At 63.0% G+C, this 25,540-nt stretch carries 22 protein-coding genes and 1 riboswitch; of the genes, 1 reads left to right on the top strand and 21 read right to left on the bottom strand.

Annotated elements, in window-relative coordinates:
* Positions 1–212: 212 nt before the first annotated feature.
* The 18 genes from HY737_04780 to HY737_04695 all read right to left on the bottom strand — a co-directional run bounded on the left by HY737_04780 (position 213) and on the right by HY737_04695 (position 17,467).
* A complete protein-coding gene (locus HY737_04780; GenBank protein ID MBI4597702.1) occupies positions 213–1,088 on the bottom strand; it encodes a PHP domain-containing protein in 876 nt (291 codons plus the stop codon).
* On the bottom strand, positions 1,066–1,488 hold the full coding sequence (nusB, locus tag HY737_04775) for a transcription antitermination factor NusB (protein MBI4597701.1): 423 nt from the start codon (positions 1,486–1,488) through the stop codon (positions 1,066–1,068). The genes HY737_04780 and nusB overlap by 23 nt, the downstream gene beginning before the upstream one ends.
* Before the next feature lie 129 nt (positions 1,489–1,617).
* Positions 1,618–2,076, bottom strand: a complete 459-nt coding sequence (locus tag HY737_04770) for a 6,7-dimethyl-8-ribityllumazine synthase (protein ID MBI4597700.1) — start codon at positions 2,074–2,076, stop codon at positions 1,618–1,620.
* Between the two features lie 3 nt (positions 2,077–2,079).
* The gene (locus HY737_04765; GenBank protein ID MBI4597699.1) at positions 2,080–3,297 is read right to left on the bottom strand and encodes a bifunctional 3,4-dihydroxy-2-butanone-4-phosphate synthase/GTP cyclohydrolase II; all 1,218 of its coding nucleotides are present in this window, start codon (positions 3,295–3,297) and stop codon (positions 2,080–2,082) included.
* Positions 3,298–3,343: 46 nt separating this feature from the next.
* Positions 3,344–6,928 carry a chromosome segregation protein SMC gene (smc, locus tag HY737_04760; protein MBI4597698.1) on the bottom strand — a complete coding sequence of 1,195 codons (3,585 nt, stop codon included), beginning with the start codon at positions 6,926–6,928 and terminating at the stop codon, positions 3,344–3,346.
* A gap of 5 nt (positions 6,929–6,933) precedes the next feature.
* Positions 6,934–7,731, bottom strand: a complete 798-nt coding sequence (locus tag HY737_04755) for an SDR family oxidoreductase (GenBank protein MBI4597697.1) — start codon at positions 7,729–7,731, stop codon at positions 6,934–6,936.
* Between the two features lie 16 nt (positions 7,732–7,747).
* Positions 7,748–9,598: an energy transducer TonB gene (locus HY737_04750; GenBank protein MBI4597696.1), complete on the bottom strand. Its 1,851-nt coding sequence runs from the start codon at positions 9,596–9,598 to the stop codon at positions 7,748–7,750.
* A gap of 52 nt (positions 9,599–9,650) precedes the next feature.
* The gene (locus tag HY737_04745) at positions 9,651–10,286 is read right to left on the bottom strand and encodes a hypothetical protein (GenBank protein MBI4597695.1); all 636 of its coding nucleotides are present in this window, start codon (positions 10,284–10,286) and stop codon (positions 9,651–9,653) included.
* A complete protein-coding gene (locus HY737_04740) occupies positions 10,252–11,088 on the bottom strand; it encodes an AAA family ATPase (GenBank protein MBI4597694.1) in 837 nt (278 codons plus the stop codon). Before HY737_04740 ends, HY737_04745 begins: the two co-directional genes overlap by 35 nt.
* A complete protein-coding gene (locus tag HY737_04735; GenBank protein MBI4597693.1) occupies positions 11,085–11,339 on the bottom strand; it encodes a MerR family transcriptional regulator in 255 nt (84 codons plus the stop codon). Before HY737_04735 ends, HY737_04740 begins: the two co-directional genes overlap by 4 nt.
* A gap of 51 nt (positions 11,340–11,390) precedes the next feature.
* On the bottom strand, positions 11,391–11,921 hold the full coding sequence (pilO, locus tag HY737_04730; GenBank protein ID MBI4597692.1) for a type 4a pilus biogenesis protein PilO: 531 nt from the start codon (positions 11,919–11,921) through the stop codon (positions 11,391–11,393).
* Entirely contained in the window at positions 11,918–13,321 is a 1,404-nt protein-coding gene (gene pilM / locus HY737_04725; GenBank protein MBI4597691.1) for a pilus assembly protein PilM, read from the bottom strand. Before pilM ends, pilO begins: the two co-directional genes overlap by 4 nt.
* 6 nt (positions 13,322–13,327) lie before the next feature.
* On the bottom strand, positions 13,328–14,227 hold the full coding sequence (locus HY737_04720) for a general secretion pathway protein GspK (protein MBI4597690.1): 900 nt from the start codon (positions 14,225–14,227) through the stop codon (positions 13,328–13,330).
* Positions 14,224–14,841, bottom strand: a complete 618-nt coding sequence (locus HY737_04715) for a hypothetical protein (GenBank protein MBI4597689.1) — start codon at positions 14,839–14,841, stop codon at positions 14,224–14,226. The genes HY737_04720 and HY737_04715 overlap by 4 nt, the downstream gene beginning before the upstream one ends.
* A 101-nt stretch (positions 14,842–14,942) precedes the next feature.
* Entirely contained in the window at positions 14,943–15,230 is a 288-nt protein-coding gene (locus HY737_04710; GenBank protein ID MBI4597688.1) for a hypothetical protein, read from the bottom strand.
* Between the two features lie 76 nt (positions 15,231–15,306).
* On the bottom strand, positions 15,307–15,843 hold the full coding sequence (locus tag HY737_04705; GenBank protein ID MBI4597687.1) for a prepilin-type N-terminal cleavage/methylation domain-containing protein: 537 nt from the start codon (positions 15,841–15,843) through the stop codon (positions 15,307–15,309).
* Complete coding sequence (gene gspG / locus HY737_04700; GenBank protein MBI4597686.1) at positions 15,840–16,259, bottom strand: type II secretion system major pseudopilin GspG; 420 nt, start codon at positions 16,257–16,259, stop codon at positions 15,840–15,842. The genes HY737_04705 and gspG overlap by 4 nt, the downstream gene beginning before the upstream one ends.
* Complete coding sequence (locus HY737_04695; GenBank protein ID MBI4597685.1) at positions 16,256–17,467, bottom strand: type II secretion system F family protein; 1,212 nt, start codon at positions 17,465–17,467, stop codon at positions 16,256–16,258. Before HY737_04695 ends, gspG begins: the two co-directional genes overlap by 4 nt.
* A 133-nt stretch (positions 17,468–17,600) precedes the next feature.
* On the opposite strand from HY737_04695, the gene HY737_04690 reads away from it, so the two are divergent.
* Positions 17,601–18,857, top strand: a complete 1,257-nt coding sequence (locus HY737_04690) for a DUF2029 domain-containing protein (protein MBI4597684.1) — start codon at positions 17,601–17,603, stop codon at positions 18,855–18,857.
* Positions 18,858–18,937: 80 nt separating this feature from the next.
* On the opposite strand, the gene tadA is transcribed toward HY737_04690, so the two are convergent.
* The 3 genes from tadA to HY737_04675 all read right to left on the bottom strand — a co-directional run bounded on the left by tadA (position 18,938) and on the right by HY737_04675 (position 25,364).
* Complete coding sequence (gene tadA, locus HY737_04685) at positions 18,938–20,641, bottom strand: Flp pilus assembly complex ATPase component TadA (GenBank protein MBI4597683.1); 1,704 nt, start codon at positions 20,639–20,641, stop codon at positions 18,938–18,940.
* Between the two features lie 33 nt (positions 20,642–20,674).
* Positions 20,675–21,106: a response regulator gene (locus HY737_04680; protein MBI4597682.1), complete on the bottom strand. Its 432-nt coding sequence runs from the start codon at positions 21,104–21,106 to the stop codon at positions 20,675–20,677.
* A gap of 67 nt (positions 21,107–21,173) precedes the next feature.
* A complete protein-coding gene (locus tag HY737_04675) occupies positions 21,174–25,364 on the bottom strand; it encodes a PD40 domain-containing protein (GenBank protein ID MBI4597681.1) in 4,191 nt (1,396 codons plus the stop codon).
* A gap of 77 nt (positions 25,365–25,441) precedes the next feature.
* Positions 25,442–25,518, bottom strand: a riboswitch (cyclic di-GMP riboswitch).
* Between the last annotated feature and the right edge of the window lie 22 nt (positions 25,519–25,540).

The following is a 25,540-nucleotide window of genomic DNA, read 5'->3' as shown; positions in this document are numbered from 1 at the left end:
TCTGGCGCTACAATCATCGCCGACTCTCCATCGATCAACAAGTTCAACAGCTCATGTACTTGCTTGAGCAACATACTCATCATCCAGGTGGCTAAAGTACGACTTTACCCATAACCAATGACCAAGCACCAAATACCCAAACGGTTTGGTCATTGGTCATTCGGTGATTGATAATTGTTTGGTGATTGGAATTTGGTAATTGGTAATTGCAGTTAGCGGACGTGTTGCAACTTCCACTGCTTCAGCGCCTCAACGAGAGCGCATGGCACTTTGATCGTGCCGATCGGCAATCCTTCTTTCGCATCGCCGTGAGAATCGCTGCCGCCGGTTTTCAGCAAGCCGAGCCGGTCCGCCAACTGCTCGTAATGGCGCACCATCTCCGGCGTATGGCCCGAATGATACGCCTCCAGCCCAGCCAAGCCGTCGCCCACAAACGCCTCAATGAGCGCATCGCGCTTGAGATACACCGGGTGTGCTAGCACAGGAACCCCGCCGGCCGCCCGCAACAGTTGAATGACGGCGGCGGGAGACACCGGCGAGCCCGGCACAAATCCGGGGTTGTCAGGGCCGATATACTTGGCAAACGCCTCGGCCATCGTCGAGATGTAGCCGCGGCTCAGCAGCACGCGGGCCACGTGCGGCCGCCCCACCGTGCCTTGGCCCGCGACGCGGAAGATCTCCTCCGCGTCAATCATCACACCGACGCGCCGAAGGCGCGCGACCATCTCATGAATCCGCTGCACGCGCCGCGCATGCTGCTCGGCCAGGTGCCGTACCAGCGGCGGATGCTGCGGATCAAAGAGATACCCGAGGACATGGACCTCTAAGCCCTCCGTGCTGGAAGACATCTCAATGCCTTGGATCAATTCAATCCCGAGCCGCTGGGCGATGGGAGCGGCGATGGGCATCGCCTCCACATTGTCATGGTCGGTGATCGCCATGGCGGAGAGCCCGGCCTGGCTCGCCAACTCCACGACCCGCTGCGGCGTGTCCGTGCCGTCGGAGAAGTTCGTATGCAGATGCAAGTCGACAAGCCCCTGCGCAATGGCCGTCGAACCGGAGGATTTAGGAGACGGCAGGGCGGGCATGGGTTTTATGGATGGTGTCGAGGATGCCGTTGATGAATTTGCTGGATTCCGCATCGCCGTAGCGCTTCGCCAGCTCAATCGCCTCATTGAGGCAGACTTTGGGGGGCACTTCCGCCACATGCAGCAGCTCATAGGCGCCGAGGCGCAGAATGTTGCGGTCAATCACCGCCATGCGTTTCATGTCCCAATTATTCGCAAAACCGGCGATCATCGGATCGATGCTCGGCAACGCCTCCGCGGTGCCGGAAAACAGCTGGTTCGCGTACGCCTTGATCTCCTCGGGGGCTCGCTGCTCCTGCCAAAACTCGTCGAGAATCTGCCGGGCGTCGGCGCCGCGGCGCAGATCCAGCTGATACAACATTTGGAGCGCAAATTCCCTGGCCTGGCTTCGGCCTCGCATAGTTCTCAACTGCGACACACGACACAAGACACATGACACATGACCAAAAACGGTCTTTGTCGTGCGCCATGTGTCATGCGTCGTGTGTCATGCATCGTGTGTCTTGTGTCATGGGTCATGTGTCGCAGTTCACACATTGCATTTCTTGAATACGTTGAGGACGGCGAGAGCCGCCATGGCCGCCTCAGCGCCGCGATTACCGACCCTGCCCCCCGCGCGCGCCTTGGCTTGCTCGAGGGTGTCGGCCACGATCACGCCGAATGTCACCGGCAGGCCGGTCGCGACACTCACCGCTCCGAGCCCTTGAGCCACCGCATGGGCGATCACTTCGTGCTGCACCGTCTCGCCGCGGATCAAGACTCCGACGGCCACGATGGCATCGGGTGCTCGATGGCTGTGGGCCACGTGCGAGGCCACCACGGGCAGCTCAAAAGCCCCCGGGACCCAGATGATGTCGAGATGCTGCGGAAGGATGCCGGCGCGCCGCAAGGTCCGCCGCGCGCCGCGCACGAGCGCTTGCGTGAGTGCGGCATGAAACCGGGCGGCCACGATCACCACCCGGGTCTCGGCCCACGGCTGGCGAGGCATCGCTCACCCCGAGTTGCCGGAGAGCCAGTGGCCAAGCTTCTCGCGCTTGGTGTCCAGGTAGCGCGCGTTCTCCGGTCGCGGGGCGATTTCAATGGGCACGCGCTCAATGACCCGCAGCCCGTAGCCTTCCAGCCCGACGATCTTGCGAGGATTATTGGTGAGCAATCGCAGATCTTTCAGCCCGAGATCGACGAGGATTTGCGCGCCGATGCCGTAATCGCGCAGATCCGGTCCGAAGCCAAGTGCTGCATTCGCCTCGACGGTATCCAGGCCCTGATCCTGCAGCGCGTAGGCCTTGAGTTTATTCGCCAAGCCGATCCCGCGGCCTTCCTGGTTGATATAGAGGACCACACCGCGCCCGGCCTCGGCGATCTGCTCCATGGCGCGCGAAAGCTGTGGGCCGCAGTCGCACCGCAGGCTGCTGAACACATCGCCGGTCAGGCATTGGGAGTGCACGCGCACCAAGGCGGGCTGTCCATCGGCCACATCGCCTTTGACGAGGGCAAGGTGCTGGCGATCATCGATCGTGGTCTCATACAGCACGAGCTGAAACTCTCCGGCCTCGGTCGGCAGCTTTGTTTCGGCGACGCGGTGGACCAGCTTCTCAAATCGCCGGCGGTATTCAATCAGGCTTGCAATCGTGCAGATCTTCAGCCCGTGCTGCTGCGCAAAGGCCAGCAGATCTTCCCGGCGCGCCATCGTGCCGTCATCCTTCATGATCTCGCAGATGACGCCTCCCGGCGGCAGCCCGGCAAGCCGTGCCAGATCCACGGCCGCCTCGGTGTGTCCTGCGCGCCGCAGCACCCCGCCCTCTTTGGCTCGGAGGGGAAAGACGTGGCCGGGCCGAGCCAGATCGCTCGGCGCGCTCGCCGGATCGGTCAACACGGCAATCGTCCGCGCCCGGTCATGGGCCGAAATGCCGGTGGTCACGCCGCGCCGCGCATCGACGGAGACGGTCCAGGCGGTTTTCATCGGATCTTCCGACGGGCTGACCATTGGATGCAGGCTGAGCCGATCCAAGACGCGGCCGTCCATCGGCGCGCAGATGATGCCGCGCCCATGCGTGGCCATAAAACTGATGTGCTCCGGTGTCGCAAACGAAGCCGCCAGCACGAGGTCGCCTTCGTTTTCGCGGTCGCCGTCATCGACCACGATCACGAGGCGCCCCTGTCGAACTTCGTCGAGAATCTCTGAAATAGGGTGAAATGGAGCGTCGGCCATGAAAGTAAATTAGTATATCCCCTTGCGCCACAAGGGTCAACTTCGCTTAGGACGCGGCGGCAACGGCGGCTGGGGCGGGACGGTCGGACTGGGAGAGCTTGGCGGAGAGGATTTTGGAGATGCCGGCTTCCTCCATGGTGACGCCGTAGAGGCAATCGGCCTTGGTGATGGTTTTCTTGTTGTGCGTGATGAGGATGAATTGTGAGAGGGTCAGGAACTCTTCCAGCACGCGGGTAAACCGATCCACGTTGGCCTCATCCAGGGGCGCGTCGATTTCATCCAGGATGCATAACGGCGATGGCCGGACCTTAAAGAGCGCAAACAAGAGGGCGACCGCCGTGAGGGCCCGCTCACCGCCCGAGAGCAGGCTGATACTCTGCAGCCGCTTGCCGGGCGGGCGGGCAATGATGTCGATGCCGGACTCCAGCACATCCTCTTCGTCCATCAGGATCAGATTCGCTTCTCCGCCCTGGAACAGCCGCGCGTAGTAGCCTTGGAACTCCTGCCTGATCCGCTCGAAGGTTTCGCGGAACTGGCTGCGCGCGGTGCGGTTGATCTGCGTGATGGAGGCTTTCAAGTCATCGCGCGCGTGAGCCAAATCCTGCTGCTGCGTTTGCAGAAAGTCCAGGCGGCGCTTGAGCTCATCATATTCCTCGGCTGACCCTAAGCTGACGGGCCCAAGACTCTCCAATTTGGCGCGCAGCTTCTGGACCTGCTCGGCCATGGCGGCGCGCTGTTCGTCAGTGAGCGGCGCCGCCTCGGAGAGCTGCTCCGCCTGCAGGGTCGCATCGTCAATACGGTAGAGCTCCTTGAGCCGTTCGATAAGGCGCGTGCGCCGAAACGCGCGCTCGGAGAGTTGCTGGCTCTGCTCTTGGATCTGCTGGGCGAGGCTGGAGAGCTGCTGCTCAACCGCCAACAGACGCGGCAGGATGTCGTTGCGCTTCGCTTCTTCCCCGGCTAACGACTGGCCAAGCGTTTCCGCATCGCGCTCACGCTCATGCCGTTCCTCGCCAAGACGCCGGCTGCTCTCGCGATGTTCCTGCACTTGGGCCGCAAGGTCCTGCGAACGCTGCTGGGCCTCTTGCCGTTGAGCGGATTTCTCCGACTGCTGCTGGAGTGCTTGCTGGCGATCCGCGGCCAGCTCGCGCTGGCGGGCGGTCAGCGTGCTCACCCGCTCGATCAGCGACTGCCATGACGCGTCGACTTGCGCGCGCGCCATCACGGCGTGTTGATGCCGCTGCTCGGCGTCTTCGCGCGAGGCCTGAGCCTGCGCTAAAGATTGCTCGATGGCGCGCTGCTGCTCGGCGGCCAATCGTGATGCGGCCTCAGCCATCTGCAGGGCCGCCGCCAGTTCATCGCGCAAGCGTTGCAGCTCCTGCTGCTCAAGGTGCCGCGCCGCCTGCTCGGCCTCAAGACGCTGCTGCTCGAGCGCGAGCTGCGCGGCCTGCGCGTCAAGTGCGTGCAGGGCCGGTGCCACATGCGAGAGCTCCCCTTTGGCGGCTTCGCATTCGCTGAGCCGCTGCTGCCATGCCGTCTCCGCCGCTTTAGCTTGCGTGTCGACCTCCTGAAACTCCTGCTCCAGGGCGGCGCGCTGCGCTTGTGTTTGCTCCCATCGCTGCTTGCGGCCTAAGCGGCTCTGGGCAGCCGCAGGCGTTCCGCGAAACCGCCATGAGCGCCGATCCCACCGATCGCCCTTGCGGCTGATAAACCGGCCCTGCGGCGCTGCCGGCAGCCCCATCAGGCGGGCTAGATCATCCACCATCCAGGAATCATTGAGCACCCAGTCCATCAAGGGCTGATACTGCGGCTCGGTGCGCAGGTACTGTTTCACCGCCCCCGAGGCGGCCGCCTGGGCGGAGCGCGGCTCCATCGCTGAGACCGATGATGGGCAATCGGACAAGACGAGAAATCGGCAACCTTCAAGCTGTTGCGCGGTGATAATCTCGCGGCACCGTGATAAGACCTCACGATCTTTCACCACCAAGGCATCGGCTAATGGCCCGAGGGCGGATTCGACGACGGCTTCATAGCCCGCCACGGGCTGCACCACATCCACCAGCGGCCCGATGACGCCGTCAATCGACTGCTGCAGCAACACTTTGATCGTCTCGGAAAACCCTTCATGGCGCCGCCAGACTTCTTCGAAGAGTCCGGCTTGAGCGCGCGCGCGCGCGAGATGATCCCGCAGCTGATGCAGCTCTCCGGAGAGCTCGTGCCGCCGCACCCCAGCCACCTCTAATGCTTGTTGCGCCGTTCCCGCTCGGCCCTGGACCTCCTCATAGGCGGCGCGCAGCGTGTCGCGCTCCTGTGTGAGCTGGTGGTGCCGCGCAAGGAGGTCCTCGCGCTTCGCGTGGTCGTGCTGATCGTGCGTCTCAAGGCGCGCGATGTGCGCGCTGATCCCCTGAAGCCTTGAGGTCAACTCGGTCACCTGATTGCGTTGCGCGGTCGCATTGCTCGCCACTTCAAAGAGCCGGGCTTTGGCCGCCGTGACCGCCTGAAGGGCTTGGGCGATCGCCGCCTCAAGGCCGGCGCGTTCCTGATCGTGCTGCGCCAACTGGCCGCGGATGGTCTCCTGTTGCGCGCGCAACTCCGCGAGGGCGCCGTCCACCCGCGCGGCCTCCTGCTCCAGATGGCCGAGGCGCTCCTGCAGACGCTGCTCCTCGAGCGCCATCTGCCGGTGTGATGCGGCCACCTCGTCAATCCAGCGCGTCTTCAGCGCCGACTGGCTCTCATGCTGCTCCATCTGGCTCACACACTCCGCCACCTTGGCGCGGGCCGCCTGGGCCTGCTGCTGCATCGCCGAGACCGAGGCATTGAGCGTTTCGAGCGAGGCCATGTGGGTTTGCTTTTCCTGCTCAAGCTGCTGCCGCTGCTCCTGCAGGGTTTTGAGTTGCGCTTCGGCCTGGGCCGCGCGCGTAGCCCCCGAGGATATTTCGTCAACGGCCAACCGCAGCTCCGATTGCTTGAGCTGCTCCCATTGCGCTTGATACTGCCGGGCCTTATTGGCCGCCCGCTCAAGCGCCGCGACCTGGCGCCGCACCTCCCCGATGATATCCGCGATGCGAATCAGGTGCTCCTCGACTTCATCCAGCCGGCGCATCGTCTCGTGTTTTTTGGCCAGGTATTTGGCGACCCCGCTGGCTTCTTCGAAGACCTTGCGCCGCTCCTCCGGTTTCGAGGAGAGAATCATGTCGATGTGGCCCTGCTCGATGATGGCGTAGTTGCCGCCGCCAAGGCCGGTGCCGAGGAAGAGCTCTTGGATGTCTTTCAAGCGGCAGGGGCTTTGGTTGATGAAGCATTCGCTTTCGCCGGAGCGGTAGACGCGCCGGGTGATGGCCACTTCGGTGAAGGCAATCGGCATGAGCCCTTGGGAGTTATCGATGGTCAGGGTGACGTCGGCCATCGAGAGGGGCGCCACCGCGTCGGTGCCGTTAAAGATCACATCTTCAAGGCGGGGCGCCCGGACGTCGCGCGGATTATGCTCGCCTAGCACCCACCGGATGCTATCGACAATATTACTCTTCCCGCTCCCATTCGGACCGACGATGGCGGTGACGCCGGGCTCAAAGTGGATCGTCGTTTTCTTGCAGAATGACTTGAAGCCGAAAATGTCGAGTTTTTTAACGCGCATGAGACTCAGCCGACGATATCTTCGCCGCCGTCGACGCCGATCGTGTTGCCCGTCACCCACTCCGCCCCCGAATTGGAGAGGATCGCAATCGCCTTCGCCACATCCTCAGGTCTCGTGAGCCGATGGTAGGGATTGCGCAGCTTTGAGAACTCCATCATCTGCTCATTGCCGGGGATCTTCCGCAGCGCTGGCGTGTCCGTCACGCCCGCCCGGATGCAGTTCGCCGTCGCCCCATACGGGGCGAGTTCGAGTGCGAGCTGCCGGACATGCGACTCCAGGGCCGCCTTCGCCGCGGAGACCGCGCCATAGGTCGGCCAGACGCGCGTGCCGCCGGAGCTGGTCATCGCAAAGACGCGGGAGCCGCGACCTAGCATCTTGCGGTCGATGAGATCCTGCACCCAGTACACGAGGCTGTTCGCCATGACGTCGAGCGTCATCTCCATCTGATCTTTGGTGAGGCGCTCTTTCGGATCCGGCCCGACATAGGGCTTGAGCGTGCCGAAGGCAAGCGAATGCAGCAGCACCGTCACGGGTGATCCGCCGAGTTTCGGCTGCACCGCATTCAGCACATCCTGCCGCTTGAGCGGATCTGCGGCGTTGACATTAAAAAAGAGCGCTTCCGTCCCGAGCTGTTGGATTGAGGCTTTGAGTTGCTCGACGTTGGCCAGCGTCGCGCGCCGATCCAAGTGGACGCCGATGATGTTCACCCCGTGCCGGGCCAATTCCAGCGCCGTCGCTGCGCCAAACCCGCTGGAAGCGCCCAGGATGATCGCCCATGTGCCTGATAAGGTCTGCGCGCTCATGATCTCCTCCTGCAGTTCAAGGATTATAGTCGATCGCCACGCGAAATCGTATTTTTTCTGCTTCGGCCTCTTGCGGAAACGGCGGAAAGGGTGCTGCCGATTGCAGGGCCATGCGGGCGGCGCGCACAAACGCCTCGCCCTGCTGGCTGGTAATGTCCGGATCGCCCACGACGCGGCCGTCCCGGCTTAAAATAAACGACACGGCCACAGCACCCTGCGGCAGCGAGGCCGCGCGCAATTGAGACGCTAATTGCGTTTCGAACCGCTGGCGGATGATGGCGCGGTAGGCGGCCGGCACCGGCGCTTCCAGGATCAGCGTCGGGATCTCCCCCGACGGCGAGGCGGATCCGGCGGTGGGGGGGATATAGGGCGAACCGTCCGGCATCATAATCTCGGGTGTTAAAAAAACGACGAGCTCTGTCTTGGTCTTCGTGTCCGTCGAGCCTTGGAAGAGCTTGCCGAGAATCGGCAGCTCGCCGATGAAGGGCACCCGGTTCTCGGTGCGGTCCACTTTATTTTGCATCAAGCCGCCGATGATGATGGTGACCCCGCTTTTGACCAGGACATTGGTTTCCGCCTCCGTGGAACTGACAATCGGCACGCTGACACCGGTCACTGGGGTGCTCGGTGTTGCAGTGCTGACTTCCGGGCGGATTTTCATTTGGACCAAGCCATCGCGCTTGATGTTCGGCGTCACATACAGCTTGGTGCCGACATCGACGAACTGGATTTCCGGGGACGACACCGTCGATCCGGTCGCCGGAACGGTGGTCGTCGTCGACACAATGGCTTCTTTGGTCCCCACAAGAATCTTGGCTTCCTGCTTATTGGAGACCATGATCCGCGGGCTGGAGAGCGTTTCCGTGCGCGTCAGCTTATTGAGGGCTTCAATGACCGATTGCGTTTGATTTTTCGGGCCGGTGATGATGCGCAAGGCCGCTCCAGTCGCCGCCGTGCCGGTCCCTGGAGTTGCGGTGGTGCCCGCCACCGCCGTGCCGACAATATCACTGAGCACGCGGAAGTTATTGCGATAGGCGAACTCGTTGCTAAACACCTGGGTCCAATCGATCCCAAGGCTCATGGCATTGGTGAGGTCGACTTTCACGATTTTCGCCTCAATCAGCACTTGGGCATCCGGCACGTCAAAGGCCTCGATGACGCGGTCGGTTTTCTCGAGGACTTCCCGTAAGTCGGTGATCACCACGGTGTTCGATCGGGCATCGAAGGTGAAGGTGCCGATGGGCGAGAGCAGCTCTTGCACCTTCTCCTTGAGCTTATCCGCCTCCGTATAGCTCAGGACATAGACGCGCGACTGGGTGGGGCGGTCGATCTGCGTGAGGATGTCCTGCATGTGCTCAAGCCGATCCGGGGTATCGCTGAGGATCAGCGTGTTGGTGGCTTCATCCGCCACCACGCGGCCGATGGCCGACTTGATTTGGTTGAGCACGGCGGAGACTTGCACCACCTTGGCGTATTTGAGCGGCGTCATGGCGGTGCGGGTGCGCTCATCAAACTTTTGGCCGTAGAGCAGCTCGTAATCCCGCGCCATCATCACGGTGATAATCGCGCCTCGCCGTTCATAGGCCAGGTCATTGGCGCTGACGATCAGCTCAAACGCATCCCAGACATCCACGTCATTGACAAAAATGGTCACGCGGCCGCTGACATTCCGCCCCGCCACAAAGTTCAGCCCGCTTTTCTGCGACAACAGTTTCAGGACATCCAGAATGTCCACGCCTTTCAGATCCAGCGAGATGCGCTGCCCGGTGGGTGCTGGGGCGTCAATGCTCACCGGGATCTTCGGTTCTTGCGCCTCCGCATGAGCGACAACGCTCATGAGTGTTGCAGCCACCGCCATCGCCAGCATGGTTCCTCTTGGTGTGCTGTGTGCTGTCTGCTGTGTGCTGTCTGCTATGTGCTTACAAGTTGAGTTCAATTTTCTCTCCGTCAAGATCGAGGGTGACGTGATTCTCCGAGACGCTTTCCAGCACCGCGCCATCGACCACGGCTTGCCCTGTCGTGACAAAATACGTTTTCTTCGTCTGCCCGTCCTCGATGATGGCCTGCGGCGGATTGCCGGCCACCAATCCCATGAGGCTCAGTCGCGAGGCCAGTTGCCGCGCGGCACCGCTGGGCAAGCCTTTCGAGGCGGCCCCTGATGCCGGGGCGGCCGACGGCGCTTGGAACAGCGCAGGCGAAGCGCTGGCCGCGATCGAGGGCATATCGTCGGCTGCGGCCGCTTGCGGCGCGCTCGCTGACGGCGACGGGCTCGGCGGCAGCGTAATGGGCGGTGCCGGCCGGATGGCTTGCGCCACCAGCCAGATCACCTCGCTGATCAAGATGGCCCCTAGCGCCCACACCGCAACGCTCGACCAGGACAGAGCGAGCCGCTGCACGATGACCTGCGGCATGAACACCGTTGCCGGGCGGCTTGGGGCGGCGGACTCGCCCTCCGCTGCGGCGGCCCCGCTCCGGGGGCCGGGGCGGACCTGCCGGCGAATCAAATGCAGCAGCTTTTCTTCAGGCGGCGGGCTCGTAGGCCCATCGGGACTCATGCGAAATGATCTCCTCAATCATGGCGCCATCCACCATGGATTTGTCATGCATCACCAGCGCTTCCAGCGCATTGTGGCACAGCAGCGCGATCTGCCGGGGATAGCCGGACGTCCATCGAAAAATGGCGCGGACCGCCTCCGGCGCAAACACGCTCTGCTCGGCCGGCAGGCCGGCGGACTGCAGCCGAAAACGGATCATGGCCGCCGTTTCCTCCTCGCTGAGGGGATTGACGATATATTTGAGGGCGGCCCGGTCGATGAAGTTTCTGATGCGCCGCACGCGCGGCAGCAGCTCCATCTGGGCGAAAATGACCACCTGCAGCAATTTAAACTCGCTCGTTTCATAGTTCAGCAGCATCCGCAGGTGCTCCAGCATGTCCATGGACAATTGCTGCCCCTCATCGACAATCAAGACGGTGGTGCGGCCTTCCATCACTCCGCTTTGAAACAGATAATGCTCAATCGCCTCGCGGCAATCCAGGCTCGACTTGCACCCGGAGCGGATCCCGAAGAGGCGGCACAGCTGCAGCAGGAATTGATACTCGGATTCAAACGACGGGTCAAGCACCATGTGGAAGGCGAAGCTGTCCTCTGACGCAAAATTCGCCAGCAGCGTGCGCGCGAGGGTGGTCTTGCCGGTGCCCACATCGCCTAAAATCAGCGACAGGCCCCGGCGAAGGCGAATGGCAATCTCCAGGCGGGCCAGGGCTTGATAATGGGAGCTGGAGCGGAAGAAGAAGGCGGGATCCGGGCTGGTGGAGAAGGGCTCTGCCCGCAAGCCCAACGAGGTGTAATAACTCATTGAACCGCTGTTGAGGGTTGGGGGCTGGGGGCTGAAAGCATTTTGGAAATTTCGGAAAGACTCTTGTGCTGCTTGCGGAGGGCGCGTATAGAGGAAAGGCGCTCAAGCGTTTCGTCGGTGAAATAGCGGAAGCGGGTTTGCGGGCTTCGTCCGGCTTCAGTCATCAAGCCGAGTTTCAGGTAGTACTTAATCGTGTAAATCGAATGGCCGCTCAGTCGCGCTAAGTCTTTGATCAGATAGATATTATCCATCTACTCTCTAGGTAGAGAGTGTACGGCGTTAGACACTGGTTGTCAATCGATTTATCTGAGGACCAGCTGCTGCAGGACGAGGTTGGCGCGGAGCCGGCTCTCTCTGGCAGGAACAACGGAGATGCGCAATCGGTCGACGGCAATGAGCCGCGGCAACCGGAGCAGCGCATCCGTAAAAGCCAATACGTCGTGCGAACCACCCTCGAGATCCAGCTCGACGGGAAACCGCATCAGCCGCTCTTCCTCTTTGACGGGGAGCGGCTTTAAATTCAACTGGACGTTTGCGGAGCGCGCGAGGGTCTCCAGCGCAGAAAAGAGCGCGCTGCGGTCGGCCTCGGGACTCGCGGCTTCGAGATATCGCCCGAATTGCTCGTACTGCCGCCCGATTTCCGGCGCTTGGGCCAGCAAGGCGCTGAGCTCCCGCGCGAGGTTGAGCTCTGTCTCAGCGCTCGTTCGAAGTGCTGCGACATGGCGCCAGAGCGGATCCACCACGCCAAGCACGAGCATCCAGCAGGCGAAGATGACCAGCCCGACGAGGGCCAACCGCCGTTCTCTTGGGCGAAGCCTCGGAAAGAGTTTCATGAGGACGCGTTCGTATGGATCACAAGCTCAAACCCTGTGCGTTCTCCGGCCGGCGTCGCGCGTACGGTCGCATATTTCAGCTCGACATCGCCGATGCCCTCGACCCCTTTGAGCGCTCGCAGGTAGTCCAGCACGGCTTGATTCGACGCCGCGGTCCCCCGCACGATCAGCTCACGGCGGCCGTACTCATAGCTCACATGCTCCAACACCGTGCCGCCGGCGGTCTGGCGGAACACGTTGGACAAGAGGCCGGCCACCTCGCGCCGATGGCTCATGACCTCGGAGACGACCTGCAGCCTGCGGCGTTTTTCTTGGAGCTGTTTCGCCGTGGGCTTCATGCCGCGCGTCAAGTGCTGCAACTGCGCGACCCGTTGGCCCTGCCGGACATCTTGCAGCGCTAAGAGCCCGGCCCCCGCGAGCAGCACGCAGACGGTGAGCGAACTCACACTCACCAGCCGCCGGACATGATGGCGATGCTGCAGCTGCGAGCGCAGCTGGGGCGGGCTGAGATTGGCCAGCCGCCGCGGATCGCTGCCGGCGACTCCGGCGATGACGACGGCGGAGCCGGAAAAATCCGTCGGCAGCGCGCGCGCCTTCAGCAAGGAATCCGCCGCCGCCATCTCCACAGGGACGCTGAATCGCTGCGCAAGCGCCTCGCGCCACTGATCCGGCACATCCGCTCCGGCGAGCAGGATGCCCCCCACCTCGGTCCACGGCGATTCTTTCCGCACGGCCATCTGGCTGCGCTCCGCCTCCACCAGCAATAAGGCGATCGCCTCATCGGCCATCGGCCAGTCCGCCCTGCCCTGACCGAGGCTGCGGCTGGAAAGCAAGCGCCCTGATTCCACGACGACAAGATCGGTCCGTGTGTCATCAAGATTCATGATGAGCGTGGCACCCGAGGCGGCGGGAAGCCGCCCCACCCGCCGCGACCACTCCAGCACTCCCCAGGAGCTGAGGGTCATGAGGGTCGGGGCCACCCCGGCCTCGCGCAGGATGGCCCACTGCCGATCAATCGCGTCGCGCAGACAGGCCACGATCATCACCTCGCTGAACCCTTGCGCTTGACGCAGCACGGCCACGTCCAGCACGGCCTGATCGCGAGGATACGGCAACTGCGCTTTTGTATACAGCTCCACCATGGGGGCGAGCTCCGCCGCGCTGACGGTCGGGAATTTGACGACGCGGGTCATCGCGTGCTCGCGGGCGATCACCGCAATCACCTGATCGAAGGCGGGCTTCACGTCGTTGAGCAGCGCGCGCAAGACGTCGCTCGGAGAGCGCTCCAGTGCTAGGGGCTGGCTGCGCATCGCCTGCACCTTCAGCCGCAAACCAACCCCGGAGGCCACCGCAACCCGCACTGCGGACCGCGTGATTTCAACGACGAGTCGAGAGCTCATGGCGAGTTACCATTCTTTCCACGACACAATCGTCATCCTGGCATCCGCGGCGCGCTGCACGACCGCCTCCACATGATACGAAACGCGCGGCGCATCCACGCGTCCCACCGATGTCACCGCAAAGACGCTGGAGGCGACCCCGAAGCGGTCTGCGATGGCGGCAAACGCCGGTTCCGTCAAGAACGGCGGCACCTGCGCATCCCCGAGCTCTGTCTGAGGCATGCCGCCGATCTGGACGAGATAATGGCTGCCCTGGCGAAGGATACGCAGCTGGGCGATCTGCGCTGAATCCAGGCCGGCCGCTTGCAAGACATCTTCATCCGCCGTGTTGATGTTGACTTTCACCGGCACCGATGGCGGAAATGGAAACGCCGCGCGCTGCAGCGCCTCGAAGATGTCCGGCGTCATCCGGGGCAGTTCCAACAATTCTTCCATGACGGATATCGGCGCACCTTTGGCCGCATAAAATGGCGGCTGCTCGCCCGGCACCTCGCGGACCGTGCGATACGCGACGATCGCTGCAGCGGCATCCGCCGACCCGACCAGCGGCTGCAGCTGCGCAGCATCAAGCGCATTCAGGTTGAGTTTCCGTTCGGCGTCAACAATCTCAATCGTGATGCGGCCTTCAGATGAGCGGCCCTCGAGAGCCACCGACGATGGTGTCGCCCACGATTCCCCCAGCCAATCCGCGCGCTTGGTCTCCTCCTGGGTGGCGTCTTGCCGCAGCTGCTCCGCAGCCATGTAGATGCCGCTGCGCGCCATCGCCTTGGCCTGATCATGGGCGAGATGATATTTCGTGACCCGGATTTCCACGGAGAGATACCGGCCGATCGCGATGGCCAGCACCGAGAGGATCGTGACCAACCAGAGTGTGATCACCAATAACGACCCTTCGACCTTCGTCATGGGTTCGTCTGTTGAGCTGGTTTGAGGAATCCATGAGGAATCATGATGGTGCGTTCCAACCGTTGCCCGGCGATGGTCGCCGACACGTTGATGAGCCGCGGCAGCTGTGTCAGACGAGCCGGATCATCGAGAGGTTCAGGCCAGTGTCGTTTCCAGTCCAAGCGCGGCTGCTGTCCCTCAGGGAAGGTGTACGCATACTGGAGGGAAAACGTCGCGCAGTCATCAATAGCGAGCAGCAGCTCCGGCGAGGGCGTCGGCTGCTGCGCGCGCGCCTGCGCTAATGCCTGGCCGGTTCGCCAGAGGCCTGATTGCTGCTCGCGGGTCTCACACGCATAGGTCACTCGCACCAAACGCCATGGCCCGCCGCCCCGCGTGATCCGAGTGAGAAACTTCAGGGTCTGCTCCTCAAACACCGGCGACGGCAGTTGGCCTGGGTCGCTGCCATAGGAGCCGGCTTGCTCATCATACACCACTGCATTCGCCAAATCGCGCTCCATGCGGTCGAAGGCCAGGCGTTGACGCTGCAACCGCTCCGCCGTCGCCGTCGCGCGATCCCACACCATGAGCCCTCCCCTGAGATGCGCCGAGAGGCCGACGAACATCACGGCGATCATCGTCGCCGCAAGCAATAACTCAACAAACGTAAATCCATGACAAAGGTGGAAGCAGACCACCCTTCGACCTTCGACCTTCGACCTTCGACCTTGGATGTTCGTCATTGAGCTGTATACCAATTCTCCGGCACCCACCAGGAGGGCCAGATCGCCTTGAGCGTCAATCGCTGAGCGGCTTGCTCCTGAGGGCTCCACACCTTCAAGCGAATTTCACTAACGTCCTCACGGTGAATCGCCGTCACGTCCCACGCGTAGGCGTCTCCGATCGTCCCCGCGCGATCCCCGCGCAACGGCTGCTCTGGAGGCGCTGAGAGCTGCTCGGCCTCGAGCTGGGCCAGCCGGCTTCGGGCGAGGGCGGCGAGGGTTTCGTACGATTCCACGCGATGCATGGCGGTCAGCTGGCTGCCGAGTGCGCGAGTGATAAACACTAATCCGACGGCGATGACAACCGCCGAAAGAATGGCCTCAACGAGCAGTAGACCCTGACGAGAGCGCGATGGAACCGGTGGACGCATCAATCTGAATGGTGTAGGCCAGTCCATCCTGTGTGATGTGAAGATACGCAGGAACCGTCGAGCCGTTTTGGACCGTGCCATCAGGATGAAACTGAAGACACGCGCACTCCGAGCAGCCCGGAGCCTGTTCAGGACAGGCGAGTCCGTCAGCCTCACGGCTGAGGTGAACCTCAATCTCATGGTCAAGCGGCGGGAAACGAAGCATGCGATCGGTGAGAGGTTCGACAGTGGCCTGCTGGTCTGAATCGATCATGAGCGCATACAGGCGGCTGGTCATCTCCTGAGCATCCCAGGCCCAGACGGTGATATTCCCCGCCGCCACCGCATGCTCGCGCGCGTAGCGCAATTGCTGGGCGAGCTGTGTTGCGATCTGTTCGAGGTGTAATCGCCTGGCCGTCCCCTGAAAATTCGGTATCGTCGCCGCGAGTAAGATCACGAGCACCACCGCGACCAAGACAATCTCGATCAGCGTAAAACCGCGCCTCACTCCCAGTTGTTCACGTCGTCCTTGCCCGGCTGGCCGTCGGCCCCCAGGGAATAGAGGTCATAATCCTGGTTATGCTGGGAATCCTTTTTATACACATACGCCTGGCTCCAAGGATCTTTGGGCAACCCCCGCTTCAGATACGGCCCATGCCAGCGTTCTCTGGCCTCGGTGGACAGCTGCGAGGGAGCTTCCCGCGCGATGAGCTCTTCCAGCGAGCTGGGATACTGGCCGGTGTCCAGCTCGTAGAGATCCAGGGCCACACCGATCGCCTGGAGGTCGGATTTGGCGCGCGCCGTGCGGGCCTGTTCGGTGCGCCCGACGAGCCGCGGGACGACCGCCGCCGCCAGCATCGTGATAATGATCACCACAATAATAATCTCCACCAACGTGAATGCGCTTTTCCTTTGTGGAATCATTGCATCACCAACCCGATTTGAAAAACCGGCAACAAGAGGGACAAGACCACGAACATGACAATGCCGCCCACCACCAGCAATAGCACCGGCTCTAAGACGGTCGTCAGGGCTTTGAACGTCCGCTCCACATCCCGCTCATACGTGGAGGCGACTTTCATCAGGGCGGCGTCCACCGTGCCTGACTCCTCGCCCACCGCCACCATGTTGCTGACAAACACCGGAAACTGGCGCGTGCGCGTCACGGCGGCGGCGAGGCTGGAGCCATCCCGCACGGTCCGGCCCATCTCTTCCCCGGCGGCTCGCAAGCTGACGTTGCTGAGGTTCGCGGTCACCACCTGCAGCGCTTGGAGCACCGGCACGCCCTGCCCAAGCATCACGCCGAGGGTCCGTGCGAGCCGGGCCGTCTCGATTTTCCTCACCAACGACCCGATGGCGGGAATCCTCATGACCGTCCGGTCGATGATCGCCCGACCGCCCGGGCTGTGACGCCATTGGCGAAAGCTCCAGATGCTCAAACCCGCGAGCAGCAGCATGAGCCACCCCCAGCGGATCAGCAGATGGCTGATCCAAAGGAGCAGCTGGGTCGGCAGCGGCAAGACTTGTCCTGATTCGACGAAGACCAGGGAGAGTTTTGGAATCACATACACCATCAGGAAGATGGTCGACGCCATCGCAAAACACAAAATAAATAACGGGTAGAATGACGCGCTGATGATGCGGCTGCGCATCTCGGCTTCTTGCTCAGCCAGCTCGGCGAGCCTCACCAGGGTGCGCTCAAGACCGCCGCCGGTCTCCCCGGCTTTCACCATGCTGCGATACAGCGGCGGAAACACCGAGGGGTAGTCCGCGAGCGCTTCGCTGAAGGTCCGGCCGTCGCGGACCCCGTTGGCGACCGATTCAATCACGCGGGCTAAGCCCGGCTGCTCGATTTGCCTGGCCAGAACGGTGAGGGCGGAGAGCAGCGGCAATCCCCCTCCGAGGAGATCGGCGAGCTGGTGGGTGACATAGGCGAGCGTGCGCGCGGACACGCGCCGAAGGGCCTCCGGGACCGGCCCGCTTCGACCAATACCGCGGACTTCTACGACGGAGATCGGAAACATACCGTCGCGGCCAAGATGGCTGATGGCGGATGTTTCAGACTCAGCCTCGAGCGTGCCCTCCACGATGCGCAGGGTGTGGTCTTTCGCCCGATAGGCAAAGCGTGGCATCTCCGTCAGAGTATAACAGAGGTAAGCACCAAATTCCAAATCCCAAGCTCCAAGTGTCAACGCCCTTGCGGAACGTTTTTCAAGAATGACGTCGTCATGAAGGCTTCGAGAGTATGTTAGAATGCTGCGGATCATGCCGCATACACTGAAACCAGCCGCCGGCTCCACGGCGAGAGCGGTCGAGCGCTTGGCCTTCATCCTGCTGGGGCTGATCCTGCTGATTCGCTATCCGATTCATGACATCAAGTCCCCGCCGTTTCTGATGGATTTTAACGTCTATCGCGCGATCGGGCAACGCATGATGACGGGCCAGGGTGTCCATCTTTACGATCCGACAGTCACCGAGATGATGATTTTCAAGTACGCCCCGCCCTGGGCGTTCGTGTTTCTGCCATTCAGCTGGCTTCCGGAGCATGCCGCCGCGGTGCTGTGGATTGCGGTGGAGGTGTGCTGCTTGCTCCTTACCCTAGCACTATTGATGCGGCTGTGCCGCACATGCGGGCTTTCGGTGCATCCGTTGACTGCGGTGGTCACGGTGCTCTTGCTCGTCCGTCCGCTGGCGGAAGAATTGGGCAACGGGCAATCCAATCTGCTCTGGGGCCTGTTGGTCACCGGATTTCTGTATGGGCTGGCCACCAAACGTTCCTGGCCGACGGCGTGTCTGCTGGCGGCTGCCATTCTCTTGAAGCTGCCAGCCGCCATCTTCCTGCCCTATCTGGCGCTGAAACATCACGCGAAGATTGCGGTCCGGACGCTGCTTGTCATGAGCCTCGCGGTTCTCTTGAGCAGTCTCGTGCTGGCCCCCACCGCCTTCTGGGAGCTGCCGGTGGCGTGGGCACGCGCGTTGTTCCGCAACGGCCAGGCGTACGCGTTTATGATCGGCAACCAATCCGTGTTGGCCCTCTTGGGAAGGTACCTGACGGCAGATGGGTATGGATTAAATATCGTGTCGCTGTCCCGACCAGCGCTCCCCTGGGTGCTCCTCGTGTTGGGGAGCATCGCGTTCTTCTGGGTCAGCGGGCCCGCAACCCGCGATCACGTCTCCCCGCAACGGGTGCTGCATGACAGCGCCCTTCTGACGATCATCATGACGATCTTCTCACCCAGCTGCTTCCTCGCCACCTATATGATGCTCGTCGTGCCGATTGGCGTCGCCTTAGCCTCTCTCTGGCATGATCGCCGCAGACAACTTCGCGACCCGCTCATCCTTATGGCTGGAAGTTTGGTGGTCGGAGGAAGCGTGTTGATGAAGTTGAGTACGTGGCGGCTGCTGGGACTGCGCGCCTGGCATGGTGAGGCGTACCTGTACTTGGTCTTTATGGTCCTGCCGTGGATGGGCTTAGCGCTCTTCGCTCTGCTCCTGCGGCAGCGCGCCCTGAGCTGCCGTTAGCGTTCTGCAGTCACCCTATCCGGGTGGCCAGGTGGCCGCACACTCACTTGGCCACTGGGCCACTTGGCCACGGTAGTCGATCAGGTCACGCGGAGGACTTCTTCGGGGGTCGTCACGCGCTGCACGATTTTATCCCAGCCGTCTTGCCGCAAGGGGCGCATGCCGCCGCGAAGGGCCAACCGCGCGATGTCATGCGATGAGGCGCGCTTCAGAATCACTTGCTGGATGTCTTCCGTCACCACCAAAAATTCATGAATGGCCGTCCGCCCCTTATAGCCGGTACCCTTGCAGACGGCGCAGCCGCGGCCATAGCGCAGCGTGTCCGGAACATCGCTGACCCCGAACTCTTCTCGCAGGCCGGGGGGTGGCCGGCGGTCCTCGGCGCAGGCGGAGCAGATCACCCGCACCAACCGCTGCGCGATGAAGCACAGCACGGAGGACGCCACGAGGTACGGCTCCACCCCCATGTCGAGCAGCCGCGTCACCCCGCCGGCCGCGTCGTTGGTGTGCAGCGTGGAAAACACCAGGTGGCCCGTCAAGGCGCTGCGGATGGTGATTTCCGCGGTCTCCGGATCGCGGACTTCCCCCACCATCATGATGTCCGGATCATGGCGCAGCATCGACCGCAAGCCTTGCGCGAACGTAAAGCCGATCTTCGGGTGCACTTGCAATTGGGTGATCCCGGTGAGCTGGTACTCGATCGGATCTTCAATCGTCAGGATTTTCACGTTGGGCGCATTCAGCTTCGAGAGGCAGGCATACAGGGTCGTGCTTTTTCCTGAGCCGGTCGGCCCCGTGACAAAGATGATGCCGTGCGGCCGTTGAATGAGCTGGAGCAGCCGATCGAGCTGCTCATCCGTCAGGCCAAGCTCCTTGAGGCTGAAGAGCATCTGGTTGGAGAGGATCCTCACCTCCACCGTTTCGCCGAAATTCGTCGGCAGCACGGAAATCCGCAGATCCAATTCTTGCTCCTCCAGGCGCACCTTGATGCGCCCATCCTGCGGCAGACGGCGCTCCGCGATATCCAGCTGCGCCATGACTTTGATGCGGGAGACGATGGCCTGATGGAGCTTGCCGACATCGGCCGGGATGGGCATGTCATACATGACGCCATCGACCCGCTGGCGGATGCGCAGGGCCTGATCGAAGGGCTCGATATGGATGTCGGTGGCGCGGTCGTTCACCGCCGAGAGGATGAGCTGATTGACGAAGGAGATGACGGAGGCCTCTTCCGAGGCGGCGGTGAGATCCTCGGTGACGCGCGTGCGCTCGGTGGCCTCGTGGCCGCCGCGATCCAGCAGCCGCTCGACCGCCGAAGCGCCGACGCCGTAATGGCGATGGATCGCTTCCTGGATGTCGCGCGGGCTGGCGAGCAGCGGTGTCACGCTGCAGTTCAACAGCAGCCGCAGCTCATCCAGCGCTTGCACATCAAAGGGATCGGCGATCGCAATCGACAGGACGTTGTTGGAGAGCTTCACGGGGATGAGCTGATACCGCGTCGCCACCTTGGCCGGCACTTTCGCCAGGACCTCGGGGTGGATGGGTGTGGCCGCCAGCGGGATGAAGGCGATGCCCAATTGGTCGGCGAGCACTTGCATGAATTGGGCCTCGGTGACCACCCCCATGCGGATGAGAATGGCGCCGAGGTAATCGCCGGTCTCGGCCTGCTTGGCAAGTGCCGCGGAAAGCTGCTCGCCGGTCAGCAGGCCGCGGGACACCAGCAATTCACCGAGCAGCACTTTGCGGCGCAGCGGGGGGGAGGGAGTACCACCGTCGGACTTCACCAGGACACTCCTCGTTTCAACCGATGGCAGCCGTTACCACGGTTCGACCGGAGGCGGTGCGGGGGTATCGTCCGCGAAAAACGCGCGGGCCCATGAGGTTTCATCCAACTCAAACGGTTTGGTGATGTAGTCGGTCGCGCCCAGCCGAAACGCGGTGTCGGCCACTTCCTGGTCATCGATGGCGGTCACCATCACGACCTTCACGTTCGGGCAGTAGGACTTCGCCATTTTCAAGACGTCCAGGCCGGACACATCGGGCATGCGGATATCCAAGAGCAGATAATCCGGCGGCTCGTGGGTCAGTATTTCGATGGCTCGCTGGCCGGAGGTCGCCGTCACGATGCGAAATCCTCGGGAGCTGAAAAACCGGGAGAGCATCTCGCAAATCTTCGGCTCGTCATCGACGATTAACAGCGTCTTGCGCTGCCGATCCACGATCAGCGTCTCGCCCATTCGACACCTCATCGCTCTATCCTGATAAGCATACCATATTTGCGAGGATGTTCACCAGGGCGCGCGCTGATTTTCGCCGTTACGAGAGGCTGGCACGGCGCTGCGGGGTGCGGGGCGGGACCGTCGCCGGCGCCTCGATCGTGATGGGCCGTGTGATGGCCGCTGACCGGCCGGCCTCATCGGTCACGGTAACCGTCAGGCGATGGGGGCCGGGCGCCATCTCGCTGGCATCCCACACGATCGTGCCGCCATCCGCGCTGATCGTCGTCGTCATGAGGTCCTGCTCATCGATCGCCAGGACCGCCGTGGCTGAAGATCCGATGGCCTGCTGGAGGGTCACGACGATGGGGATCTGTCCGCTGACGGTCGCCCCCTCAGCCGGATCATGAAGCGTCACATCCAACGATGAGGGCAACGGCTCAGCCGCAGCGGCTGCGATGATCAGTGTGACGGCAATCGTCTGGGGGCTGCCACGAGCGCCGGGCGCTTCAACGGTGAGGGCGCCCTCATAGACGCCCGGCGATACGCCAGCGGACTCCGCACGGACTTCAACCGAACCGCTGACGCCGCCCGATGACGGATGTAGGCGCAGCCATGCGGCATCGCTGCGAAGATTCCACGTTCCCTTTCCACGGCCAATGAGGCTGATACTGATTTGGCGCGGGGCCGCCGGAGTCGCCGGGTCAGCGACAAAAACGAGTCGTGTTGGGCTGACACTGAGCACGGGTTGTTTGACCCTCGCGCTCGGGGCACCCGGGACAGCCGCCGGAGCCGCAAGTGCCGGCTCGTGCTCGCTCGCCGAAGCCGCTGCTCCTGCCGCCTGCGGCCGTAAGGCGCTTGCCGCCGTATCGCCCTGCCCCGCAGGACGGCCAGCGGACGCGGAGAACGCCATCGCCACGCTGACGGGCTGGCCCGTTGCGCGGATGGAGCTGACGGTCGATCCGCCGAGGAGGTGGGGCTGTTGCGTCGTCGTCGGCTGCGGGGCGCGTTGCGGCTGGGGTCGATCTGATGGCGGCGCGCTCTGATCGCTTGTCGTGGTGATCACCGGCTCGTCTTCCCCCCGCTGCTGCACGGATCGATCCCGCTGTTCCGCCTGATCGAATTGGCGCAGGTCAAAATCGCCGGAGCCTGAAAGGTCGAGATGATATCTGGCTTCCTCCGGCAGCGAAAAATCTGACTGGTTCCCTGCCGCATCAATGGCAGCCACCTGATAGCGATACACGGCATCCGTGATCACCTCAGGGTCGAGATATTCCGTCGCCTGGGTCGTTGTGAGCGGCGCATGGTTTTTCTTGACGCGGTAGCCGGCGACGGCGCCATCATCCCGCGACGCTTCCCACGAGACCTTCATGCCCGCCTCAAGCGCGATCGCGCGAACGAGCCTCGGGATGGTCGGAGGCGCCGTATCCTTGGACGGGGGTCCTGGCTGCGGCGTTGGAGGAGCCACGGTGAGCGTCATCGGCACCTCGTAGGCGACCTGGGGAATGATCGGGCCGGCAAGCGTGAATGTGACAGAGCCGGCATAGGTCCCGGGAGCGCGGCCGCTGGCTCGGATCACATCCACGGCAACAGCGGTCTGTCGTATGCCATCCATTGGTGAGAGCGACATCCAGTCTCCGAGATGGTCGGAGAGGTGCCATCGAGAAGGCTCGGCACCCACCACCGCCACCTGAAGCGCTTGCGTCGCAGGCTCCGGGAGCCCAAGCTCCATCGTAAACGACAAGGAAGCCGGTGAGATGGACAGCGTGGCCACCGGCTGATGCCGCACCGTCACCGGCACGCCCAGCACCGTCGCCTGCCGATTGTTCGCCGCATCGCGCGCGACGGCCGTGACCACGTGCGATCCTTCGACCGCACCGGCCGTCTGCCACATGATGGAAAAACGATGCTGCTCGCCGCGCATCACCTCTGGACCCACAGGAGCCCCGTCAACATAAAACTGCACCCCGGCAACTCCGACTTGATCGCGCGCCTCAACCGTCAGGGTCGCTGGGCTTCCACCGTAGATGATGGTCTCTCGCTCCGGGGCCACCAGGAAGATGGTTGGCGGAGTCAGATCTGTTGCGGCCTCGACTCGAAAGTTGACCGGAATCGCCAACGGGCTGCCCACCGCTGCTGGAGCCGTGACCGTGATCGTCGCGGAGAACGTCCCGACGGGAAGATTAAACCCCGAGACACTGACCGCCACTTGGGCATCGGCAGCGCCGGAGGCAGGCGACACCGACAGCCAGAGCGCATCATCGGCGATGCTCCAGGCCATCGGCTCATGGGCGGTGTTGCTCACAGTCAGCGGCTGGGAGGCGGCGGCGCCTGCGCCTTGGATAGCGCTAAACTGCAGGCTCGCAGGATGCACCTGGAGGACAGGTGCGGGGCTCCTCACCGTCAGCGTCACAGGAATCGCCGCCGGGCTGTTGGCGGCTGCCGGCGCCGTCACGGTGATGACACCCTGATACGTCCCCGGCTGCAGATTCAGATGATTGATATTGACGACCAGCGTCGCGTGATTGAGCCCTGAACCCGGCAGCGCCATCAGCCAATCCGCGTCATCGCCGACCTGAAACGGCATGGCGCCGCCGCCGCTATTGCTGACCGTGATCTGTTGCGCTGGCGGCTCCGGCGAAGCGATCACCGCTGAAAACGCAAGCGAGACGGGCGCGACTCTCAGGAGCGGCGCTGCCGCGGCGATCGTGAGCGTCACCGGGATCTTCAAGGGACTGCCCAACGCGCCGGCCGCCGTCACCGTGATCGTCGCCGTATAGGCGCCTGGCATCAGATTTCGCTGATCGATGCGGGCCACATACGTCCGCGCATCACCACCACCGCCGCCGGGCAGCGCAAGACGCTCGACCGTCAACCACGCGGCATCATCCGTGGCCGTCACCGTGCTAAAACTCCCGCCTCCGGTGTTGGTCACCAGCAGGCTTTGCGTGTCCACAGCCCCAGCTCCCTGCATGGTGCTGAAGGCGAGTTGCGTCGGCTCGACATGCAGCACCGGAGTGTTGAGTGTCACGGGAAGGACGAAGAGATCCACCCCATGGGTGCCGCCCGGGGGTGCCCCGTCGCGCAGATCGCTGATATTGCTTTGCCACACGATGCGCTGCCCATCCGGCGACCAGCGGGCTGACAGCGGCAGGCCGTCCGCCTCGGCGGCGTGGTAATGCGACGCCGCAAACGCCGAGGGCACGAGGCCATCGCCGCCTCGAGCCGCCGCGATCATATCCTGCAGGCTGGGCACATAGAGGCGCGGGCCGGTGTAGGCGCGAGCGGCCGGTGAACCCTCATGCACCACATGCGCGTTCACGTCGAGCGAGGCTTCCGCAGGATTGATGTCGATCGGGACCCCCGGCTCATTCGCTCCGGGAGTCACCTCAGCCCCTGTAGCGATCTCGGTCAGGCGGGTTGGCGAAAAAAACCAGCGGCCGTTGGGATGCCATGACCCGTAGGATGTCACGCACGGGCTCAAGACCTCAAGCGTATCGATGCGCTGGATGTGCTGATCCTCCCACGCTCCGGTGCGCACGGCGCAGATGAGCGCGGGATCCGTCGGGCTCCATGAGGCTTGATCATCGGCGGAGACGGAGACGCCGATCGTCCATTGCGGATGCAGCTCGCCTGCGGGTGTGACGACCACCACGTGCCAATCCCCGCCGCGCTTGATCGTCGCCAGCAGGCGCCGGCCATCCGCGTTGACGCCGATGACTGAGACGGCTTGCGCATCGGCCACGGCGAGGATCAGCCGGCTGGCGAACGTCGCCGTATTGACGGCGCGAATCTGGCCGGTGTTAGCGAAATAGTAGACCTCGCCGGAGCCATCGTTCGCAAACACCGGGGCGGCATACGGCGGGGCGGGAGCCAAAAAGGTCTCCGCGCCGGAGGCCAGCTCCATCAGATACACCCCATCCGGCCTGAGCGTCGGTTGGCCGAACGCCGCATAGACGATGGCCGTGGAGTCCGGGGAAAACACGCCGCGCCCAGCCCCAATCCCTGAGAGCCGATGGGCAATCCCCTTCGCCGCTCCGTCGCTCGTCAGACGCCAGACGGTTTGACCGGTTTGAGGATCGGCAAACACGCGTTTTTGGGAAGGATACGTCGTGCCTGGAGGATCGGCGCTGACGATCACGGGCGGGCCCACCACCGGCGGGGAGAGCACGCCGCCGCCGGCCTGTTGGACCGACGGATCGGCTGCAGGAGACTCGGCTTCGAGGAGGCTTGCGGTTAACACCGTCGCCGCCAGCAGACTGCCGATGAGTGCCAGGATCGCTTGTCGCATGAGGCCCCTGAAAAGACACATGCCGGACTACCGCTCTTTCGGTAGCCCGGCAATCCTCATGCGTCGAGCTGCGCTCTGTCGGCAGCCCGGCGATCCACTCAGAGGACCCGTAGCTTTGCGCCCTCACGTTACCGTGAGTTTGCCATTTCTCGAGAGCTGTTCTACTAAGAAGTATG

This window comes from Candidatus Omnitrophota bacterium (assembly GCA_016209275.1).
Taxonomy (GTDB): Bacteria; Omnitrophota; Gorgyraeia; order Aquiviventales; family Aquiviventaceae; genus JACQWM01.
Note: the sequence above shows the minus strand (reverse complement) of the source record. Positions and strands in the feature narration are given on the sequence as shown.

What these genes read in the sequence shown, in the direction of transcription:
- HY737_04780 (MBI4597702.1), bottom strand. Translation starts at nt 1,088, where the DNA reads ATGCCCGCCCTGCCGTCTCCTAAATCCTCCGGTTCGACGGCCATTGCG.
- nusB (MBI4597701.1), bottom strand. Translation starts at nt 1,488, where the DNA reads ATGCGAGGCCGAAGCCAGGCCAGGGAATTTGCGCTCCAAATGTTGTAT.
- HY737_04770 (MBI4597700.1), bottom strand. Translation starts at nt 2,076, where the DNA reads ATGCCTCGCCAGCCGTGGGCCGAGACCCGGGTGGTGATCGTGGCCGCC.
- HY737_04765 (MBI4597699.1), bottom strand. Translation starts at nt 3,297, where the DNA reads ATGGCCGACGCTCCATTTCACCCTATTTCAGAGATTCTCGACGAAGTT.
- smc (MBI4597698.1), bottom strand. Translation starts at nt 6,928, where the DNA reads ATGCGCGTTAAAAAACTCGACATTTTCGGCTTCAAGTCATTCTGCAAG.
- HY737_04755 (MBI4597697.1), bottom strand. Translation starts at nt 7,731, where the DNA reads ATGAGCGCGCAGACCTTATCAGGCACATGGGCGATCATCCTGGGCGCT.
- HY737_04750 (MBI4597696.1), bottom strand. Translation starts at nt 9,598, where the DNA reads ATGCTGGCGATGGCGGTGGCTGCAACACTCATGAGCGTTGTCGCTCAT.
- HY737_04745 (MBI4597695.1), bottom strand. Translation starts at nt 10,286, where the DNA reads ATGAGTCCCGATGGGCCTACGAGCCCGCCGCCTGAAGAAAAGCTGCTG.
- HY737_04740 (MBI4597694.1), bottom strand. Translation starts at nt 11,088, where the DNA reads ATGAGTTATTACACCTCGTTGGGCTTGCGGGCAGAGCCCTTCTCCACC.
- HY737_04735 (MBI4597693.1), bottom strand. Translation starts at nt 11,339, where the DNA reads ATGGATAATATCTATCTGATCAAAGACTTAGCGCGACTGAGCGGCCAT.
- pilO (MBI4597692.1), bottom strand. Translation starts at nt 11,921, where the DNA reads ATGAAACTCTTTCCGAGGCTTCGCCCAAGAGAACGGCGGTTGGCCCTC.
- pilM (MBI4597691.1), bottom strand. Translation starts at nt 13,321, where the DNA reads ATGAGCTCTCGACTCGTCGTTGAAATCACGCGGTCCGCAGTGCGGGTT.
- HY737_04720 (MBI4597690.1), bottom strand. Translation starts at nt 14,227, where the DNA reads ATGACGAAGGTCGAAGGGTCGTTATTGGTGATCACACTCTGGTTGGTC.
- HY737_04715 (MBI4597689.1), bottom strand. Translation starts at nt 14,841, where the DNA reads ATGATCGCCGTGATGTTCGTCGGCCTCTCGGCGCATCTCAGGGGAGGG.
- HY737_04710 (MBI4597688.1), bottom strand. Translation starts at nt 15,230, where the DNA reads ATGCATCGCGTGGAATCGTACGAAACCCTCGCCGCCCTCGCCCGAAGC.
- gspG (MBI4597686.1), bottom strand. Translation starts at nt 16,259, where the DNA reads ATGATTCCACAAAGGAAAAGCGCATTCACGTTGGTGGAGATTATTATT.
- HY737_04695 (MBI4597685.1), bottom strand. Translation starts at nt 17,467, where the DNA reads ATGCCACGCTTTGCCTATCGGGCGAAAGACCACACCCTGCGCATCGTG.
- HY737_04690 (MBI4597684.1), top strand. Translation starts at nt 17,601, where the DNA reads ATGCCGCATACACTGAAACCAGCCGCCGGCTCCACGGCGAGAGCGGTC.
- HY737_04680 (MBI4597682.1), bottom strand. Translation starts at nt 21,106, where the DNA reads ATGAGGTGTCGAATGGGCGAGACGCTGATCGTGGATCGGCAGCGCAAG.
- HY737_04675 (MBI4597681.1), bottom strand. Translation starts at nt 25,364, where the DNA reads ATGCGACAAGCGATCCTGGCACTCATCGGCAGTCTGCTGGCGGCGACG.